The sequence below is a fragment of the Brucella anthropi genome (genome assembly GCF_046630315.1).
Classification (GTDB): Bacteria; Pseudomonadota; Alphaproteobacteria; order Rhizobiales; family Rhizobiaceae; genus Brucella; species Brucella anthropi_A.
The window spans coordinates 188,753-207,482 of sequence record NZ_LQBD01000024.1 but is presented as its reverse complement, the minus strand read 5'-3'; the positions used below and the strand labels follow the sequence as shown (position 1 = coordinate 207,482).

Genomic DNA, 18,730 nt, shown 5'->3' with positions numbered 1-18,730 from the left:
AGGTCTAATTCATCAAGTCATCAGATGACTTTGGTGGAGTTATGAAGGCACTATCCCGCAAGACCCTGGCGGACGCAGCCACGCAGTCCTTGCGTGCGGAAATCACATCCGGGCGCTGGGCGATAGGCGATCAATTGCCCAATGAAGCGGCCCTTTCGGCAACGCTCGGCGTCAGCCGCGGCACGGTGCGTGAGGCCGTCCGGGCGCTGGTGGCGCAGGGAATGCTGGAAACCCGGCAGGGTTCGGGAACCTATGTCCGCTCCACCGCCGATACCGTGCGCAGCCTCGACCGCATCCGCCATACCAGTCTGCGCGACCGTTTTGAAACACGGGCAGTCCTGGAAACGGAGGCCGCGCGCCTTGCCGCCCTGCGCATCACGCAAAGGGGGCTTGCGCATCTGGAAAAAATGCTGGTCCAGCGCGGCAACCGCGACGAACTCGACCGCGCAGCCTTCGTGGCCCGCGATTTCGCCTTTCATGAGGCCATCGTCGCGGCCTCCGGCAACAGCGCGCTGATCGAGGTCTATGCGTTTTTTTCCGCCTCCATCCGCGATTCCATAGAAGCAACGCTCGACGGCGAACTGCCCGAGCCCAGCCATGAAGCGCACCGCCAGATCGTCGAGGCCATCGCCACCGGCGATCCCGACAAGGCCGGCGCGACGGTTCGCCGTTTCATGGCGCCCCTGATTGAAGCACTTGAAAGGTTGCTCGCATCATGAGCCACACGAACACAGCCTTGCCGGACAGGGCGGAAGACGCGGCGATCATACAGCCCGACGCGCTGGTCGATGCGGAGGCGGACAGCGTTCCGCCGCCGCCGGCCCAGCCATCGCCGGGCAGGGCAATGCGTGTCCTGTTGGGGTTGAGCCTCGTGCTGATCGCGGCCAATCTGCGTCCGGTATTCTCCAGCGTTTCCGTGCTGTTGCCGGAGATTATCGACGCCACCGGCATGTCCTCCGTCGCAGCCGGTGTGTTGACCACCTTGCCGGTCGTCTGCCTCGGCGTCTTTGCGCCATTCGCGCCGCGGCTGGCGCAGCGTTTTGGCGCGGAGCGCGTGCTGCTTATGGTTCTGGCTGTGCTGACGGTCGGCACCGCCATTCGCGGCTTCGGTTCGTTTTACTCGCTTTATATCGGCGCGGCGCTGGCCGGCGCCGCCATCGCAACCGGCAATGTCCTGCTTCCCGGTGTCGTCAAGCGCGACTTTCCCAAAACCGCCGCCATCATGACCGGCCTTTATACGATGGCGCTGTGCGGCGGCGCCGCCGCTGCTGCCGGTTTCACCATTCCGATCAAGGGGATGCTCGGCGGTTCGTGGAACCTCGCTTTGGCCTTCTGGGCCGTTCCGGCGGCAATCATTCTCGTGCTGTGGCTGCCGCAGGCCATGCGCGCGAAACACAATGTGGCCCATTCGGGCTTCAGGGTCGTCGGCCTCTGGAAGGACAGGCTGGCCTGGCAGGTGACGCTCTTCATGGGGCTGCAATCCTCCACCGCCTATATCGTCTTTGGATGGCTTGCGCCGATGCTGCGCGAGCAGGGCCTCAGCCCGGCGGCTGCGGGCGGTCTGGTTTCCTTTTCCATCATGGTGCAGGTCATCACCTGCCTCGGCGTTCCTTCCATCGCCACCCGCCAGAAGAACCAGAGCCTGCTCAATGTCGTTCTGTGCGCCTGCGCGGCCCTGCCGCTGATCGGTTTTCTCTATTTGCCGCAATGGACCTATTGGGTGCTGGCCGTCATTCAGGGCATCGGGCAGGGCGGGCTCATCGCCGCGGCCATGATGGTGATCGTGCTGCGCGCACCGGATTCGCACACGGCAGCGCATCTGTCCGGCATGGCGCAATGCGTCGGCTATACGCTTGCCGCCATCGGACCGCTGATCGTGGGGATGATCCACAGCGCGACGGGCAGCTTTGCGGCCTGCGGCGCGTTCTTCGCCCTGCTGGGCTTGGGGGCTGCCACCGCCGGATGGGGCGCGGGGCGCGCGCGCCATGTCGGCGTGCAGGTCATCAAGGAATAGCGGCAACAAAAAACCCCGGCAAAACCGGGGTTTTTCTTGACCGTCATACGAAATGGATCAGGCCTTTTCGTAGAGTTCTTCGACGAATTCCCAATTGATGAGATTATCGACGAAGGCTTCGAGATATTTCGGACGCAGGTTGCGATAATCGACATAATAGGAATGTTCCCACACGTCGACGCCGAGGACCGGCGTTGCGCCATGAACGAGCGGATTTTCGCCATTCGGGGTCTTGGAGATTTCAAGCTTGCCGTTCTTCACCGACAGCCAGGCCCAGCCCGAACCGAACTGGCCGACACCGGCGGCGATGAAATCTTCGCGGAACTTGTCATAGCCGCCAAGATCCGAATCGATAGCCTTTTCAAGCTTGGCCGGCAGCTTCTTGCCGCCACCGCCCTTCTTCATCCACTTCCAGAACAGGATGTGGTTGTAGTGCTGGCCGGCATTGTTGAAGAGGCCCTGGTTCTTGCCATAGCTTTCCTTGACGATCTCTTCCAGGCTCTTGCCTTCGAGGCCGGAGCCTTCGAGCAGCTTGTTGCCGTTGGTGACATAGGCCTGATGGTGCTTGTCGTGATGAAGTTCAAGCGTCTCGCGCGACATGAAAGGCGCAAGCGCATCATAGTCATACGGCAGGGCGGGCAGTTCGAAAGCCATTGGAAACTCTCCTCTTTTTTTCAGCTTATATGGGCAGCTTGCGGCGGGCCGAGCAGACGCTGCCTCAAAACCTGTGTGCGGTTCCTACATAGGCCGCATCGGTGCGGGCGGCAATGGCGCGAATGCGCAATTCAGCTTCAAGACAATGAAATATTATTGAAATCCCAGTAGGATGGCGCAAATCTGAATTTTATGCCTCGCATCGCGCGGCGGCCCTACACAGGAGAAAACGGTGTCCTACAGTTCTTATGTCTTCGACGCTTATGGCACATTGTTCGATGTCCATTCGGCGGTGCGGCGACATGCGGACAAGGCCGGGCCGGACGGCCGGGCATTTTCCGAGCTGTGGCGCGCAAAACAGCTCGAATATTCCTGGGTGCTGAGCCTGATGGGTGCCTATAGCGACTTCTGGAAACTGACCGAGGATTCGCTCGATTTCGCTTTCGCCCGCTATCCTTCCGTCGATCCGGCGCTGCGCGGCGATCTGCTCGACGCCTATTGGAAGCTCGATTGCTATCCGGAAGTGCCGGCCGCCCTCAAAAGCCTGAAGGAGAAGGGCGCGCGGCTTGCAATCCTCTCCAACGGATCGCCTGCAATGCTGGTATCCGCGGTCCGTTCGGCAGCGCTCGACGTCCTGCTGGACGACGTGATTTCGGTCGATGAAGTGAGAAAATACAAGACCGCCCCGGCCGTCTATGAACTCATCACCCTGCACTGGCGGCTTTATCCGTCGGCAATCTCGTTCCAGTCTTCCAATCGCTGGGACGTGGCAGGCGCGGTGCGGTTCGGCATGCGCGGGGTCTGGATCAACCGGACCAACCAGCCCGACGAGTACAGGCAATTTGCACCGGCGCTCATTTTGCCGAGCCTTCAATTGCTGGACTGATTGCTCACCAAAATTTGAACTGTCCGCATTTTTTGAAAGCAGGCTGTTGCACCCAAAATTGTGTCGCGGCTGCAACACGCGCCATGCCGGTGGGGCTTTGCCATGTTTAGGCCGCATTGCGAACGGGCGTACGCCACAATTTTCGGGCGTTTTCCCTGCAACCAAACACCGGAAACAGCCATTTTGGGCCGTTTCGATGGTTTGCCGCCGGTCCGCCACAATTGGCCGGGTCGCAATTCGTTAACCCTGAATGTGTATCTGTAACCCTCCCATCACTAAACTGGTTTTCATATGCAAACGACCCTTACCCGCCGTTCCTTTCTGACGGCAATGACAGCAACAGCGGCCGCCGGCCTGGCCGGTTGCGCTCAGTTGGGGCAGAATGTTCCAATCATCGATGTGGATCAGTCGGGTAATCCGATCAACCGCACCCCGCAGGCCAATGTCGACGCTTCCTATGGCGGCTGGGCGCAGATGTATGCCGCCGTCGAGGATGGCGGTTTCCAGCTTCCGGCAATCCCGATCCAGAAGATGGACAAGCGCTATCTGCGTCAGGTGGTGCAGGACCCGACCGGCGAACTGCCGGGTACGCTGGTCATCGATACGGCCAACCGCTTCTGCTATCTCGTCCTCGAAAACGGACAGGCGCTGCGCTACGGCGTCGGCATTGGCCGCGAAGGTTTTGCCTGGTCGGGCCGCGCCGTGATCCAGTACAAGCGCCAGTGGCCGCGCTGGACCCCGCCGGACGAAATGATTGCCCGCCAGCCGGAACTGACGCAATACAGCGCCAGGAATGGCGGCATGGCTCCGGGCCTGAAGAACCCGCTCGGCGCCCGCGCGCTCTATATTTTCCAGGATGGCAAGGACACGCTCTACCGCCTGCACGGCAATCCGGAATGGTGGTCCATCGGCAAGGCGGTCTCTTCGGGCTGCGTGCGCTTCCTGAACCAGGACATCATCGATCTCTACGATCGCGTACCGGCAAAGTCGCCGATTTTGGTAATGTGAAGTTAGGGCAATAGGGCAGTAAGGCAGTAGGGCAATATGTTTTTGCTTGACTGAAAACCTTCTGCCCTATTCACTTACTGCCTTACTGCCTTACTGCCTTACTGCCTTACTGCCTTACTGCCCTAAATCACCTCTTGAACCCGCCGAGAATGCCGCGCACGAGCGCGCGGCCGAGCGAACTGCCGACCGAGCGGACGACGGATTTCATCGCGGCTTCTGCAACGGTCTGGCGGCCGGAGCGGCGACCGGTGCCAAGTGCCGTGCCGACCAGATCGCCAAGGATGCCGCCGCCGTCGCCTTCTTCGTCCGCCTTGGTCTTCTGCTGGGCTTCGGCGGCATTTTGCGCCTTGCGCGCCAGCATTTCGAAAGCGGAATCGCGGTCCACCGCCTGATCGTATTGTCCGGCAACCGGGCTTGCGGCGATGATCTTCGCGCGTTCTTCCGGCGTCAGCGGGCCGATGCGGGAGGAGGGCGGGCGCATGAGCGTGCGCTGCACGATGGAGGGCACGCCCTTGGCCTGAAGCGTGGAAACCAGCGCCTCGCCGGTGGCGAGATTGGTGATGGCCTCGAACGTGTTGAAATCCGGGTTCGGGCGGAATGTGTCGGCTGCGGTTTTCACGGCATTGGTTTCGCGCGGCGTATAGGCGCGAAGCGCGTGCTGCACGCGGTTGCCAAGCTGCGCCAGCACCGTTTCGGGCACGTCGAGCGGGTTCTGCGTGACGAAATAGACGCCGACGCCCTTGGAGCGGATCAGGCGCACCACCTGCTCGACCCGGTCGATCAGCGCCTTCGGCGCTTCATCGAAGAGAAGATGCGCTTCATCGAAGAAGAAGACGAGCCTCGGCTTGTCGGGATCGCCCACTTCCGGCAGTTCCTCGAACAGTTCCGACATCAGCCAGAGCAGGAAAGTCGAATAGAGGCGCGGGCTCATCATCAGCTTGTCGGCGGCAAGCACGCTCACCACGCCGCGTCCGTCGGTCGTGGTGCGCATCAGGTCGGCAATCTTGAGCGCCGGTTCCCCGAAGAATTTCGAGCCGCCCTGCTGGTCGAGGACCAGAAGCGAACGCTGGATCGCGCCAACGGAAGCCTTGTTCACATTGCCATATTTGCCGGAAAGCTCGGCCGAGCGCTCCGCCATTTCGGCCAGGATAGCCTGCAAGTCCTTGAGGTCGAGAAGCAGCAAGCCTTCCTCATCCGCAAGGCGAAAGGCGATGTTCAGCACGCCTTCCTGCGCGTCGGTCAGGCTCATCAGGCGGGCCAGCAGCAGCGGCCCCATTTCGGAAATGGTGGCGCGGACGGGATGGCCCTGTTCGCCGAAAATATCCCAGAAGATGACGGGCGCGGCGCGCATCTCATAGGGGTCGAGCTTCACTTCCGCGGCGCGCTTGAGAAGACCGTCATTTTGCACGCCGACAGCGGCGATGCCGGACAGGTCGCCCTTGATGTCGGCGCAGAACACCGGAACGCCGGCCGCCGAAAAACTTTCGGCCAGAACCTGCAGCGTCACCGTCTTACCCGTGCCGGTCGCGCCGGTGACAAGGCCGTGCCGGTTGCCGTATTTCAGCGCTAGATATTCCGGCTGCTGGTAGGAGTCGTCAGGCTTGCGGCTCGCGCCAAGAAAAATAGCGTCTTCGGCAGTCATCAGGCAGCTTGCTCCCTCTCTTCAATTATGACTTACGGTATAAACTTCGCTCGACGTCACGACAAGAAAAAGCCTTGGATAAGGGCCTCGGACAAGGCCGGCTATCCGCCTCAACGCGCAAGGTAGCCGTTCGGGTGGGCCGGAATGGCTTTCAGATAGGCGGCAATGGCATTGCGGTCGGCTTCTGTAAGATGGGCCATGTTCGCAACCACATCGGTCATCGATCCGCCAAGCGAATCGAAATCCGGCGTAAAGCCGCTCTGCAACGCATAGGCGATCTCGTTTTCGCTCCAGTCGGCAAGGCCCGCCTCGTCGGATGTGATGTTGGGCACGACACCGCGTTTTCCGTCGCTACCGGTCTCCGGCGACAAGGCACCGGCAAGCCATTGGCCGCTCTCCAGCCCGCCAATCGCATTGCGCGGCGTGTGGCATTCGCCGCAATGGCCAAGCGCTTCGACCAGATATTGGCCGCGTTTTACCGCATCGGAGGCATTTGCGATTTCCACCGCAGGCCGGTCGGTCAGGTAAAGATGTTTCCACAGGCCAAGCCCGCGCCGGATATTGAACGGAAAGGAAAGCCTGTGCGGTGCCGCGACATTGTCGGATGGCGGCAGCGTTTTCATGAAGGCGAAGAGATCGGCCACATCCTGCGGCTGCATCCTTGCATAGGATGTATAGGGGAAGGATGGATAAAGATGCTCCCCCTGCCTGCCGACGCCTTTCAGCATCGCATTGGCGAAATCCTGAATGGTCCAGGTGCCGATCCCCTGTTCGGACGGGGAAATATTGGGCGCAACGAAAGTCCCGAAATCCGAAACCAGCTCATGCCCGCCCGCCAGCACCTTGCGCGCATCCCCCGATGCGCCGGGTGCAGCATGGCAGGAAGCACAGCCGCCCGCCCAGAAAACCTGCTCTCCCTTGACGGGGTCGCCGGGCTTCATCGCGTCCAGCATGGTCGCGTCCACCTTTTGCGGGGTGGTGAGAATCCAGAAGACCGCAGCGCCAATGACGGCCACGGCACCTGCGGCATATGCCAGTTTTCGGACCATTTCATCCGTTCCCGTCTGTCGGCCCCGACAATCGCCGACCGCTCTTCCGGCTGTCATCCGGCAGGAAAATTTCACATGCAGGGCAGGGGAACCGCGCCGGCACACCGAATGTTTCCGCCCGGTGCGCCCTCATGTCAACCGTGACGGTCAGTTCTTTTTGACGCGATAGACCTGATGGCAGGAGCCGCAATTGGCCGCGACCTGCTGGAAGGCAGGCTTCAGCGCATCGAGATCCTGTGGCTTGGCGGCGACAGCCGCAGCCGCGTCGGCACGGAATTTTTCGACATGCTTGACGAAATCGTCCTTGTTTTCCCAGATTTTCGGCGAGGCTTCCGTGTCACCCTTGTCGGAACCGGCGGGGAACAGCGTCTCCACATCCAGCTTTTTGGCATCGGCATCGATCTTTTCGAGTGCGGCAAGGGCTGTAGCCGCGTCGAAAGGCTTCTCACCCTTGACCATGTGGGCGATCGTCCTGACCGACCGTCCAAGGTCCTTCATGATCGCCTGACGATCGGCAACGACATCGGCCTGCGCCACACCGGCCACCAATACCGCCGCAGAACTGACAGTCAGGAAAAACAAACGCATGCGATCCTCCACATTTAAAAACTGAACAGATTTGGCCCCTTGGTTCAAATATCCGATACAATCCACGACATTGCAATCTTCGCATCGGCTAAATTCCCGGTACGGCAAGTATCATCCAGAATTTATAGGGATTATTGCGCGGGCTTCACGTTATCGTGAAAAACATGACTAGAATACTATTGTTTTATACTGACTGGCTTGGTCGTCTTTACACTCGGTTGGAGTGGCCAAGAACGAAAAAAGCCCCGGAAACCGGGGCTTTTCAAGCATATAAACTTCGATCAGACGAACTGGCCGAGGCCCGGAATTGCGCCGATCACGGCATCCACCGGCTCGTCACCGGCCTTTTCCTTGGCAAAGCGGATGGTTTCCTTGGCAACGCCGGAAATTTCACCCATGCCGAGGCCGGCGCCCATGAGCTGTGAGCCGAGGCCCATCACGCCGCCCATCAGGTTGGACAGGAAGCCGCCGCCCTTGACCTGCGCGATTGCTTCTTCCGCGCCGGGAACCGCTGCCAGAAGCTTCTGCACTTCCGCGGCCGGGCCTTCCTTTTGCAGGAAGGCGAGGATCATGCCGACTGCCTTTTCTGCCGTTGCCGCATCGATGCCAACTTTGGAGGTGATGCGCGCGATCAGTTCTTCCATGGAAACTCTCCCAAATGTCTTACGTTTACGTAATATGCATTCTCGCCTTCGCTTTGCAAGCCGCCATGAGCGAAAATGTGAGGGGCAATATGCAATAATCGCAGAGTATGACGGTTTGAGCATCGGCGCCGCATTGCGCTATGCGGTGCGGATCTCCTGCAATTCCAGTTCCTCGATCATGACCTGCCGCATGACGAATTTCTGGATCTTGCCGGTCACGGTCATCGGAAACTGATCCACGAAACGGATATGGGCGGGAATCTTGTAATGCGCGATGCGCTGCCGGCAATATTCGGCCAGTTCCTCGTCGGTTAGCCGGGCATCCTTGTGCAGCTTGACCCAGGCGCAGATGATTTCGCCGAATTTCCGGTCGGGAATGCCGAATATCTGCACATCGCTGATCGCGGGATGGGTAAAGAGAAATTCCTCGATCTCGCGCGGATAGATGTTCTCGCCGCCGCGAATGATGAGGTCCTTGATGCGCCCGACAATGTTGCAATAGCCTTCCTCGTCTATGGTCGCGAGGTCCCCGGTGTGCATCCAGCCCGCATCGTCTATGGCGCCGCATGAGCTTTCCGCGTCGTTCCAATAGCCGCGCATGACGCTGTAGCCCCGCGTCAGCAATTCGCCCTTTTCCCCGCGCGCCACCACCTTGCCGTCCGCATCGACGATCTTCACCTCCAGATGCGGGTGGATGCGCCCGACGGTCGAGACGCGCCGCTCCAGCGGATCGGTCGTCGAACTCTGGAAACTGACCGGGCTTGTCTCCGTCATGCCATAGGCGATGGTGATTTCGCTCTGGTGCATCTCGCTCACCACGCGCCGCATCACTTCGATGGGGCAGGGCGATCCCGCCATGATGCCGGTGCGCAGGCTTGAGAGGTCGAAACGGCTGAATTCCGGGTGATCCAGCATCGCGATGAACATTGTCGGCACCCCATGCAGGCCGGTGCATTGCTCCTCCTCGACGGTCTGGAGCGTCAGGAGAGGGTCGAAACTGTCATTCGGGATCACCATGCAGGAGCCATGGGTGACGCAGGCAAGATTGCCCAGCACCATGCCGAAGCAATGATAGAACGGCACCGGGATGCAGAGCCGGTCCTGTTCGGAAAGCCGCATCGCCTCGCCGACGAAAAACCCGTTATTGAGGATATTGTGATGCGAGAGCGTCGCGCCCTTCGGGTTGCCCGTCGTGCCGCTGGTGAACTGGATATTGATGGGATCGTCGAATTGCAGCTCGTCCGCAAGCCGCGCCAGTTCTTCGCGCGTGACTTCATCGCCGGATTGGGCGACATCGCCGAAATTCAGCATGCCCGGCGTCTGTTCCGCGCCAAGCCGGATCACGCAGCGCAGACTGGGAAGCCGCCCGCACACCAGATGGCCGGGCCGGGCTTCGTCCAGTTCGGGCACGATGCTGCGCAGGATATCGATATAGTTGCTGGTCTTCAGCGATGGCGCGAGGATGAGTGCGGCGCATTCGACTTTGCCGAGCACATATTCCAGTTCATGCGCCCGATAGGCCGGGTTGATGTTGACCAGGATCAGCCCCGCCTTGGCGCTCGCAAACTGGGTGAGTATCCATTCGAGATTGTTCGGCGACCATATGCCGAGGCGCTCGCCGGGGCGAAGCCCGATGGCCAGAAAACCTTCGGCAAGTTCGTCGGTCAGTTGTCTGAGTTCGCGATAGGTCAGCCGGATATTCTGGTGCCGGACCACGACGGCCGGACGGTCGGGGTATTTTTCCGCGATCCCGTCCAGATGCCGACCGATCGTATTGCCGATGAGAAGCTTGTCGCTCGCGCCATGGACATAGCTTTGAGCGCGGCTGGCCTGCTGCTGCATTTCCGATCCTCCCAAACCGAAGATGACGCCCAAGGGCGATGCATCAAGTGATGGGAGGATGCCATTCGCGAAGCTTCGTGAAAACCACGAGTTTCAATATTCTTGTTCAGCGTTTGGTGCAGCGTACCAGAGTGGCGGCACCGGCATTGGTATATTTGCTCTGCATCGTATAGAGCCAGCCCTTGCATTCCGACATGCTGCTGAAGCACCGGACGCGGTCGATCGAAACCAGCCCGTCGCCGCCGGTGATGAAGGGCGAATCGTCCACGCCGCTGAACTGGCCGACGATGATCCCGCTGCCTCTTTTCGGCACATTGCAGCGCTGGCCCGCATATTCGCTGACATCCTTGCGCACCTGCGCCTCAGCCGACATGGGCAGCGCAATGAGGCCCGAAACCGCAAGCGACGCGGAAGTGAGGCAGACAGCAACAAGCTTATGCAGCATCGAACTCTCCCTGAAAACTACGGCTATGGAATAATATCATAAGTAGAATAGTGCTTTTTTCCAGAACATGTCTCCCGAAAGTGGAAACCGGTTTCGGGATAAAGACATGCATAAAACAAGGAAGCATCGCACCCGTGAAATAGGGATGCGATGCTTTTATCGGAAATCAAAGCGTATCGCCGGCCTTGCCTGTCACCTTGAGCGCGAAGGCATGGGTGTAGGCGACTTCCTCCAGCCGGGAAAAGCGGCCCGACGCCCCGGCATGGCCCGCATCCATATTGATGCGGAACAGGACCGGATGCTCATCGGTCTTGAGTTCGCGCAGGCGCGCGACCCATTTGGCCGGCTCCCAATAGGTCACGCGCGGATCGGTCAGCCCCGCCACGGCCAATATGGCCGGATAGGCCTGGGAACGGACATTTTCATAGGGCGAATAGGCCGCAATCGTCCGGTAATCGGCTTCCGAGGTGATCGGATTGCCCCATTCGGGCCATTCCGGCGGGGTGAGCGGCAGGGTGTCGTCGAGCATCGTGTTCAGCACGTCCACAAACGGCACTTCGGCAATGATGCCGCCGAATGCGTCCGGCGCCATATTGGCAATCGCGCCCATCAACATGCCGCCCGCCGAACCGCCATGGGCAACGATGCGCTCATGGCTGGTGAAGCCTTCGGCAACGAGGTGTCTTGCGGCGGCGATGAAGTCGGTGAACGTGTTCACCTTCCTGTCGCGCTTGCCGTTTTCATACCAGGCGAAACCCTTGTCCTTGCCGCCGCGGATATGGGCGATGGCATAGACGAAGCCGCGATCCACAAGCGACAGCCGCGAGGTGCTGAAGCTTGCGGGAATGGTGATGCCGTAGGAACCGTAGCCATAAAGCAGGCAGGGTGCCGAGCCGTCGAGCCTGGTGTCCTTGCGATAGAGCAGGGACACCGGCACCAGTTCGCCGTCCGATGCCTTGGCGAAGACCCGGCGCGTGACATAATCCTGCGCATTGTGGCCGGAGGGGACTTCCTGCGTCTTCAGGAGCGTCCGCTCGCGCGTGCGCATATTATAGTCGAAGAGCTGTTCCGGGGTCGTCATGGACGAATAGGAAAAGCGGATCACATCCGTATCATATTCCGCGCTGCCATGAAGGCCGAGCGAATAGGCTTCCTCGTCGAAGGCGATGGCATGTTCCGTGCCGGTCTCGCGGTCGCGGATGACGATGCGCGGCAGGCCGTTGTCGCGTTCCATCCAGACCAGATGCCGCTTGTAGGCGTCGTGCGACAGGATCAGCCGTCCGGGCTTTTCCGCCACGACCTCGACCCAGTTTTCCGGCTGCGGCGCGGCCACCGGCGCCTGGCAGATCTTGAAATCGCGGGCGCCGTCGGCATTGGTCAGGATGTAGAAGACATCGCCGCCCGGCGTGAGATAATATTCGGTGCCGGTCTTGCGTTCCATGACCAGTTGCGGCCTTGCCGCCGGATCATTGGCGGGAAGCAGCCAGCATTCCGATGTTTCATGGTCGCGAATGTCGATGAACATATAGTCGTCCAGCGACGAACTCGCGACACTGACGAAAAATCCCGGATCCTTTTCTTCAAAAATCAGGCGGTCGTCCGCCTGATCCGCGCCGACCGCGTGATAGAAGACCTTCGACGGACGATGGTTCTCGTCGAGGCGCGTATAGAAGAAGCCCTTGCTCGCCGCGTCCCATGCGCCGCCGCCGCTGGTATCGGTGACGACATCCTCCAGGTCCTTCATCGAGGTGAGGTCACGGACTTTCAGCTTGTAAAATTCCGATCCCTTGTCGTCATAACCCCAGATCAGAAGCTTGTGATCCGGCGCGTGATCCGCCGAGGCCAGGCGGAAATAAGCCTTGTCCCTGCCTTCGACATCGCCGTCGAGAAGAATGGTTTGCGCGCCGCCATCGCGCGGCGTGCGGATGAAATAGGGCTGCTCGCCGCCGGTGCGGTAGGACATGCCATAGGCGTAAGGGCCATCCTTGGCGGGGACGGACGAGTCGTCCTCCTTGATGCGCGCGCGCATTTCGGCGAACAGGCTTTTTTGCAGCGCTTCCGTATCCTGCATCAGCGCGGCCTGATAGGCATTCTCCGCTTCCAGATGCGTGCGGATTTCGGGCGGCAGAACCGACGGGTCCTTGAAGACGTCCTGCCAGTTATCGGCGCGCAACCAGGCATAATCGTCGGTGCGGGTGATTCCGTGGCGGGTGTCGTTGACCGGATGTTTGGCCGCGTGCGGCGGCTGGGGTTGGAACGAGTTTCGAGACATCCACAATTCCCATGAAAACTGTTTCGATTTGCTGCATGGCCGGGTGATAGCAAACCGCGACAGGCTTGTCTCATCGAGGTTTGGCCCGGCCCGTGCGGCGATTGGGCCTTTCCGGGGCGCGCGGATGGCGTGAGCATCCTGATGCCCCGGCATAAATCTGCATTCGGGAGGACGATACTGGTGTTTATATAGTTGGGCGAAAAGGCGAATGCGAGTTGATTTCGTTGAAATATATTTGATCAATGCCTTTTTGAGGCCCGATTCTGCGGCCAAAAGCTGCATAACGGAAACAGATTAGTCTTTAGTTTTGTACAAGAAAACTTGAGGGAGAAAACTGTTGCTAAGGCTGGCCGAGCAAACTAAAAGAAGCTTGGCTGCGAACTGCGGCTTCACCCATATCCTGTAATAAATGACAGGATCGCCCGCGCGAACACATCGCGATCCAAAGTTTCCCAATCCTTTTTGAGGTTCAGACCGGAATTTTCTATTTGACGGCTCAAGAAGAAAGACTTGTTTTTAATGTAATGTGGTTTGACAATTCTATTGCAAATGACATCATCAACTGATATTCGCATTCTGGAACAGATGGGGCGAAGTTTTGGAATACGCAGCGACGATGGCAGGCGGGGATCTCCAGTCGTCGATTGCGCAACAATAAAAAGTAAAAAGGAAATCTGATGGAAAATCTGGACACGCATGATGAGAGCGCAGAACTGCTGCTGAGCCTTACTGCCGATGTTGTGGCTGCCTATGTCGGCAATAATTCGATTCGGGCTGGTGAACTGCCGTTGCTGATCGCTGAAGTACATGCTGCTTTCAAGCGTCATGTGGAACGCGAAGAAGCGCCTGTCGTCGTTGAAAAGCCGAAGCCTGCCGTCAATCCGAAGAAGTCGGTTCATGACGACTACATCGTCTGCCTTGAAGACGGCAAGAAATTCAAGTCGCTCAAGCGCCACCTGATGACCCATTACAACATGACGCCGGAACAGTACCGCGAAAAGTGGGATCTCGACCCGAACTATCCGATGGTCGCTCCCAATTATGCTGCCGCCCGTTCGCGCCTGGCCAAGAAGATGGGTCTGGGCCGCAAGCCCAAGGACGCCTGATCGCGCCCATTTGCAGCTCCGGCTTTGGAGTGCGCTGCGCTTTGCCGCATCTGATCTGAAACTTTTATAGATCTGGCCGGTATCGTTGAGCTTGTGCTTCTCGATACCGGCCATTTTATTTTGCGACTGCAAGAATTGCGGGAAAGCTGCGCGGCGCTCAGCCGATCCGGTCGAAGGCCTGTTTCAGCGCGATATGCCGGTTCAGGTCATAGCTCCAGTGGCCGCACATTCCTTTCAGCCGCTCCCTTTCGATGAGGCGCGTCAGGCGCCGTTTGGTTCGTTCCTTTTCTTCCCGCGGCGCCTTGAGAACCGCATCCAGGTCGATCCCGGCAATCAACTGCAAGGCAAGGCGCTGCATCGCGGTCAGTTGATTCTGCTTCTGCCGGACGAAAAACAATGTTCGGGCGTGTTCGAGATCCGCTTCCATGGCAATTACCCTCATTTTCTGATGGGAAACAGCATGAGCCACGGCAGATAGCGTTGGATAATATTCCTAGATTTTGTTCCGTCTTTCTATAAAATGGGCTTTACTTTCGCATGGTCGCGCCGGGTTAATGATGTGCTGACAAGATGTTAGCTTTATTTTAGCTGCTTCGAAAATAAGCGCGGCGGCAATTCCTTCCACGAAACTTATCCACGCTTGCATTTTCCTCATTATAAGAAGATATTCCTATTCTGGCGAGGAAAGATGAATGTCTTTGGAACTATCGGATGTCATTCATACGCGGGCGCAAGCTTTCGAAGCATTGAAGCTGCTGGCGGCGCGACATGGGCGGAGCCTGAGTCTTGAAAGAGTGGAGGGGCTGGCCGACCGGCCGCGGCAACAGCACAATGTAGCGCTGTGCGATGCCCTGATTGATTTGCTCGTGGCCATGTTCGGTGTTTCTGGCACCGAATTGCGGTCGCCCTTGCGGTGCAGGCGCGAGGTGGCGCGGGTGCGCCAGATCGGCATGTATGTCGCGCATACGGTGTTCGGCCTGGCCATGCGTGACGTGGCGGCCGGGTTTGCGCGCGACCGGACAACGGTGATGCATGCCTGCCATTTGGTGGAGGACATGCGCGACGATACGGAATTCGATGCAATCGTCTCGACATTCGAGCGGGTCGCGCAAAGTGCGTTCACGGCCTGGAGGATGGCGGCATGACGATGCAGTTGTCGGTATCCGAAGCGAGAATCCTGCGTTTCCTGAAGAGTGGCGGCTGCGAGGTTCAGGATTCGGTCCGCGCGTCGCATGTGCTGCTGTCGACCGGGCAGGGGACCATTGCCGCGTCCCGCGCCGAGCTTGCGGCGATGGAGCGGAAGGGATTGCTGCAATGGGAGGAGGAGCGGCTTCGTCTGGCGCAGGGCCAAGCCCGGCCTTCGAAGGAGAAGGGCAGGCGCTTGCCCCGTTCTGCACGGCGCACTGAGACCGTCGACTATGCGCAGGGCGAAAGGATCGAGATCAATATCGAGGAATCGCCGCTCGCCATGCTCTACCGGCGCAAGAACGCGAATGGTTCTTCCTTCATCTCGGAAAACGAATTTCTGGCCGGCGAGCGATTGCGCGCCGATTTCACGCGCGGATCGCTGATGCCCTCCGTCACCATGCGCTGGGACAACAGTGCCCGGAGCGGGCGCAACGGACCGGGCGGCATGGCCGAGCTGACGGACATGGCGCTTGCCAGCCGCATGCGCGTCGAGCGGGCGCTGGAGGCGGTCGGGCCGGAACTGGGCGGTGTGCTGGTTGACGTGTGCTGTTTCCTGAAGGGCCTCGAAACCGTGGAGCGGGAGCGGCAATGGCCCGCGCGTTCGGCCAAGATGCTGCTCAAGGCCGGTCTTGGCGCGCTGCACAGGCACTATAATCCTCATGTCGAAAGGGCTCGCGGCGCGGGCACGATCCTGCATTGGGGAACAAATGACTATCGGCCGCAGATGCGCTCGCAGAATATGTGATGCTCTGCCCCTCATTGACACCCACCGGAGGCGGGTCTATCGCCTCTTTCCCGAAGGGCTCCGTGCCCGTTGGGGAAGTGGGGAGAAATTGCATGAATTCGGTACGGGACCGGCTGGAAAACATCCTGTCGCGGCTGGAAGCCCGCGCAGGCACCGAGCGCGTCTTCAGCAAGATCTACGCGCAACAGGCGCGGGATGCGGCGGATGCCGCCGATGCCCGCCTGCGTGACGGGCGCGCGCTCGGGCCGCTCGACGGGCGCATCGTTTCGATCAAGGATCTGTTCGATATCGCCGGAGAGCCGACGCTGGCCGGTTCGGTCATCCGCCGCGGTGCGGCCCCGGCAAAACAGGATGCAGCAATCGTCCGACGCCTGCGCGATGCGGGCGCCGTCATCGTGGGCAAGACCCACATGACGGAATTTGCCTTCACCCCGGTCGGTCTCAATCCGCATTATGGCGCGCCGGGCAATGCCGTCGATCCCGCGCATATTCCGGGCGGATCGTCGTCTGGCGCGGCAGTCTCGGTCGCGGAAGGCACGAGCGATATCGCCATCGGTTCGGATACGGGCGGATCGGTGCGCATTCCGGCGGCGCTGAACGGCATTGTCGGCTTCAAGCCGACCGCCCGGCGCATTCCGCTCGACGGTGCCTTTCCGCTGGCGCCGTCGCTCGATTCCATCGGCCCGCTGACCCGGACGGTGGCCGACGCCATTGTGACCGATGCCGTCATGGCGGGCGAAACGCCGGTGCTGCCCGATGCCCTGCCGCTCACGGGCCTGCGCGTCGCGCTGCCGAAGGGCTATCTTCTGGCCGATATGGAGCCGGATGTGGCAAAACACTTCGCGGCCGCCGTCGCGCTTCTTGAAAAGGCGGGCGCGATCATTGCCGATCTGGAGGTCGATGATCTGATCCAGCGCCTGCGTGAGGCAACCCGCGTCGGCTCCATCGCGGGGATCGAGGCAAGCCATATCCACGCCGCGACCTGGCTTGGCGATCCCGACGCCAATGTCGATATCCGCGTGAAGCATCCGCTTTCCATCCGCGCCAAGGTGCCGATGGAAACCTATCGGGCGCTCATGGAAATGCGGGCAATGCTTGTGCGGGAAATGGATGAGCGCCTCGGCGGTTTCGACATGTTCGTGACGCCCACGACGCCCATCGTTGCGCCGACGATTGCCTCGGTCAGCCATGACGAGGCGGAATATGACCGTGTGGAAGGGCTGCTCCTGCGGGATACGCAGGTTGGAAACCAGTTCGATCTCAGTAGTATCACCGTGCCCATGCCGGGCATGACGTTGCCGACCGGCTTCATGCTCACCGCACGCGGCGGCACGGATAAAAGGCTGCTGGCCGCAGCACTTTCGGTCGAAAAACTGTTAGAGCCTGATTCAAAAAGCGGCATGTGTGCGCGAAAATGGTGATTTTCGAGTACCGGAGCGGAGCGTACTTAAAGGTACGTGAGCACCGGAACGCAGACAAATTGCCATTTGCAGCCGCACAGGGCGACTTTTGGAACAGGCTCTTCTAGGCTGATTCTTTCGCCACCTCAGCTTCGCGGCGAATGCGCGCCACCATGGCGCGCAATCCGTTGGAGCGCTGCGGCGTCAGATGCTCGTCGAGGCCGAGTTTTTTCAAAATGGCTTCGGGGTCGACGTTGAGGATTTCCGAAGCCTTGCGGCCCGAATAAAGCGCCAGCACGATGGCCACCAGACCGCGCACGATATGCGCATCGGAATCGCCCAGAAATTCGATGACCGGATCCTCGCCGCCTTGGGGCAGCGTCTTGAGCCAGACCTGGCTCACACAGCCCTGAACCTTGTGCGCCGCGTCACGCGCATCGTCGGGATAGGGCGGCAGTTCCTTGCCGAGGTCGATAACGTAGCGATAGCGGTCTTCCCAATCGTCGAGAAATTCGAAATCGGACATGATGCTATCGATGGTCGTGGTCATGATACTCGCCTGAAAGAAGTTTCTTGCCGCTTATATAGTCACGAAACGCCGCGAGGTCACGGAAAACTAGCGTTGAATTGAACCAGTCGGGCGGCGGTCGAGTGCGCGCAGGGCTTCGTCCCGCGATGTCGGGATGGGAATGCCGGTTGTGACCTGTACGGGTTCGGCGGCTGCCGGTTCCACTTTTGCGGGCGGTTGCGGCTTGGTGCCGAAACGGTCGCTCAGATATTCGAGCGCGGCGCGGCTTCCTTCCAGGAGCCCGCTTCCGGCGCTGGAAACAAGCGAGGTTCCGTTCTGGCAGAAAGACGGGTTGTCGATGCACAGCTTGCCCAGTTCCACGGCGGTTTTGCCATTGGCGAGAAGCTGATCGATGGAATCCGGTTCCCGCTTCGTCTCGGCTATGACGGGTTTCTCCTGCTGCCTGTTTTGCTCATCCGCAGGAAAGAAGCGCGGCATCACGATGAATGCCAACGACAGCCAGAATACGGATTTGAGGAGAAAACGGATCATTGCCTTCTTGCTGTTGCGCACCTTCGGTTTGGATCAATGTCGGATGAATTTGACAAGATTCCGTAACCGATCGGTTCGATAAGAGGTATTTGAACGTCAGAATTGCGTGATCGCAATGATTTCATCCGTCCGATCGCTACTCTCTGTTTACCATAGGCGGAAAAGGAGACCCGGCGCGTCACTTATC

20 protein-coding genes are annotated in these 18,730 nt (G+C 59.7%); 9 read left to right on the top strand and 11 right to left on the bottom strand.

Going from position 1 to position 18,730, the window contains the following annotated elements:
- Positions 1-41: 41 nt before the first annotated feature.
- Together AVM02_RS13420 and AVM02_RS13415 are read left to right on the top strand one after the other, a co-directional pair.
- Positions 42-719 (top strand): FadR/GntR family transcriptional regulator, encoded by a 678-nt coding sequence (locus tag AVM02_RS13420; protein WP_411507428.1) that lies wholly within the window; start codon positions 42-44, stop codon positions 717-719.
- Positions 716-2,014, top strand: a complete 1,299-nt coding sequence (locus AVM02_RS13415) for a CynX/NimT family MFS transporter (RefSeq protein WP_411507427.1) — start codon at positions 716-718, stop codon at positions 2,012-2,014. The genes AVM02_RS13420 and AVM02_RS13415 overlap by 4 nt, the downstream gene beginning before the upstream one ends.
- A 57-nt stretch (positions 2,015-2,071) precedes the next feature.
- On the opposite strand, the gene AVM02_RS13410 is transcribed toward AVM02_RS13415, so the two are convergent.
- Complete coding sequence (locus tag AVM02_RS13410) at positions 2,072-2,668, bottom strand: superoxide dismutase (protein ID WP_411507426.1); 597 nt, start codon at positions 2,666-2,668, stop codon at positions 2,072-2,074.
- A gap of 232 nt (positions 2,669-2,900) precedes the next feature.
- On the opposite strand from AVM02_RS13410, the gene AVM02_RS13405 reads away from it, so the two are divergent.
- Together AVM02_RS13405 and AVM02_RS13400 are read left to right on the top strand one after the other, a co-directional pair.
- Positions 2,901-3,554 (top strand): haloacid dehalogenase type II, encoded by a 654-nt coding sequence (locus tag AVM02_RS13405; protein WP_411507425.1) that lies wholly within the window; start codon positions 2,901-2,903, stop codon positions 3,552-3,554.
- A gap of 291 nt (positions 3,555-3,845) precedes the next feature.
- Entirely contained in the window at positions 3,846-4,562 is a 717-nt protein-coding gene (locus AVM02_RS13400) for a L,D-transpeptidase (protein ID WP_411507424.1), read from the top strand.
- Positions 4,563-4,689: 127 nt separating this feature from the next.
- Here the strand turns inward: AVM02_RS13400 and AVM02_RS13395 are convergent, their stop codons facing one another.
- The 7 genes from AVM02_RS13395 to AVM02_RS13365 all read right to left on the bottom strand — a co-directional run bounded on the left by AVM02_RS13395 (position 4,690) and on the right by AVM02_RS13365 (position 13,044).
- Positions 4,690-6,204 carry a helicase HerA-like C-terminal domain-containing protein gene (locus AVM02_RS13395; RefSeq protein WP_411507423.1) on the bottom strand — a complete coding sequence of 505 codons (1,515 nt, stop codon included), beginning with the start codon at positions 6,202-6,204 and terminating at the stop codon, positions 4,690-4,692.
- A gap of 110 nt (positions 6,205-6,314) precedes the next feature.
- Positions 6,315-7,253 (bottom strand): c-type cytochrome, encoded by a 939-nt coding sequence (locus AVM02_RS13390; RefSeq protein ID WP_411507422.1) that lies wholly within the window; start codon positions 7,251-7,253, stop codon positions 6,315-6,317.
- A gap of 147 nt (positions 7,254-7,400) precedes the next feature.
- Complete coding sequence (locus AVM02_RS13385; RefSeq protein ID WP_411507421.1) at positions 7,401-7,841, bottom strand: c-type cytochrome; 441 nt, start codon at positions 7,839-7,841, stop codon at positions 7,401-7,403.
- 281 nt (positions 7,842-8,122) lie between these two features.
- A complete protein-coding gene (locus AVM02_RS13380) occupies positions 8,123-8,485 on the bottom strand; it encodes a DUF2267 domain-containing protein (RefSeq protein ID WP_411507420.1) in 363 nt (120 codons plus the stop codon).
- 138 nt (positions 8,486-8,623) lie between these two features.
- On the bottom strand, positions 8,624-10,327 hold the full coding sequence (locus AVM02_RS13375) for an AMP-binding protein (protein ID WP_411507419.1): 1,704 nt from the start codon (positions 10,325-10,327) through the stop codon (positions 8,624-8,626).
- A 106-nt stretch (positions 10,328-10,433) separates the two neighbouring features.
- Positions 10,434-10,772, bottom strand: coding sequence for a hypothetical protein (locus tag AVM02_RS13370; RefSeq protein ID WP_411507418.1), 339 nt, complete (start codon positions 10,770-10,772; stop codon positions 10,434-10,436).
- A gap of 166 nt (positions 10,773-10,938) precedes the next feature.
- A complete protein-coding gene (locus tag AVM02_RS13365; RefSeq protein ID WP_411507417.1) occupies positions 10,939-13,044 on the bottom strand; it encodes a S9 family peptidase in 2,106 nt (701 codons plus the stop codon).
- Between the two features lie 677 nt (positions 13,045-13,721).
- On the opposite strand from AVM02_RS13365, the gene AVM02_RS13360 reads away from it, so the two are divergent.
- Positions 13,722-14,150, top strand: a complete 429-nt coding sequence (locus tag AVM02_RS13360) for a MucR family transcriptional regulator (RefSeq protein ID WP_411507416.1) — start codon at positions 13,722-13,724, stop codon at positions 14,148-14,150.
- Positions 14,151-14,307: 157 nt separating this feature from the next.
- On the opposite strand, the gene AVM02_RS13355 is transcribed toward AVM02_RS13360, so the two are convergent.
- A complete protein-coding gene (locus AVM02_RS13355; protein ID WP_411507415.1) occupies positions 14,308-14,577 on the bottom strand; it encodes a cytoplasmic protein in 270 nt (89 codons plus the stop codon).
- A 271-nt stretch (positions 14,578-14,848) separates the two neighbouring features.
- On the opposite strand from AVM02_RS13355, the gene AVM02_RS13350 reads away from it, so the two are divergent.
- From AVM02_RS13350 to AVM02_RS13340, 3 genes are all read left to right on the top strand, one after another.
- The gene (locus AVM02_RS13350; protein WP_411507471.1) at positions 14,849-15,295 is read left to right on the top strand and encodes a helix-turn-helix domain-containing protein; all 447 of its coding nucleotides are present in this window, start codon (positions 14,849-14,851) and stop codon (positions 15,293-15,295) included.
- On the top strand, positions 15,292-16,083 hold the full coding sequence (locus tag AVM02_RS13345) for a DUF6456 domain-containing protein (protein ID WP_411507414.1): 792 nt from the start codon (positions 15,292-15,294) through the stop codon (positions 16,081-16,083). The genes AVM02_RS13350 and AVM02_RS13345 overlap by 4 nt, the downstream gene beginning before the upstream one ends.
- A 92-nt stretch (positions 16,084-16,175) precedes the next feature.
- On the top strand, positions 16,176-17,504 hold the full coding sequence (locus AVM02_RS13340; protein ID WP_411507413.1) for an amidase: 1,329 nt from the start codon (positions 16,176-16,178) through the stop codon (positions 17,502-17,504).
- Between the two features lie 103 nt (positions 17,505-17,607).
- Here the strand turns inward: AVM02_RS13340 and AVM02_RS13335 are convergent, their stop codons facing one another.
- Positions 17,608-17,958, bottom strand: coding sequence for a SufE family protein (locus AVM02_RS13335; protein ID WP_411507470.1), 351 nt, complete (start codon positions 17,956-17,958; stop codon positions 17,608-17,610).
- On the opposite strand from AVM02_RS13335, the gene AVM02_RS13330 reads away from it, so the two are divergent.
- Positions 17,854-18,114, top strand: a complete 261-nt coding sequence (locus AVM02_RS13330) for a hypothetical protein (RefSeq protein ID WP_411507469.1) — start codon at positions 17,854-17,856, stop codon at positions 18,112-18,114. The genes AVM02_RS13335 and AVM02_RS13330 overlap by 105 nt on opposite strands.
- Here the strand turns inward: AVM02_RS13330 and AVM02_RS13325 are convergent.
- Complete coding sequence (locus AVM02_RS13325; RefSeq protein WP_411507412.1) at positions 18,100-18,543, bottom strand: hypothetical protein; 444 nt, start codon at positions 18,541-18,543, stop codon at positions 18,100-18,102. The genes AVM02_RS13330 and AVM02_RS13325 overlap by 15 nt on opposite strands.
- Positions 18,544-18,730: the final 187 nt, after the last annotated feature.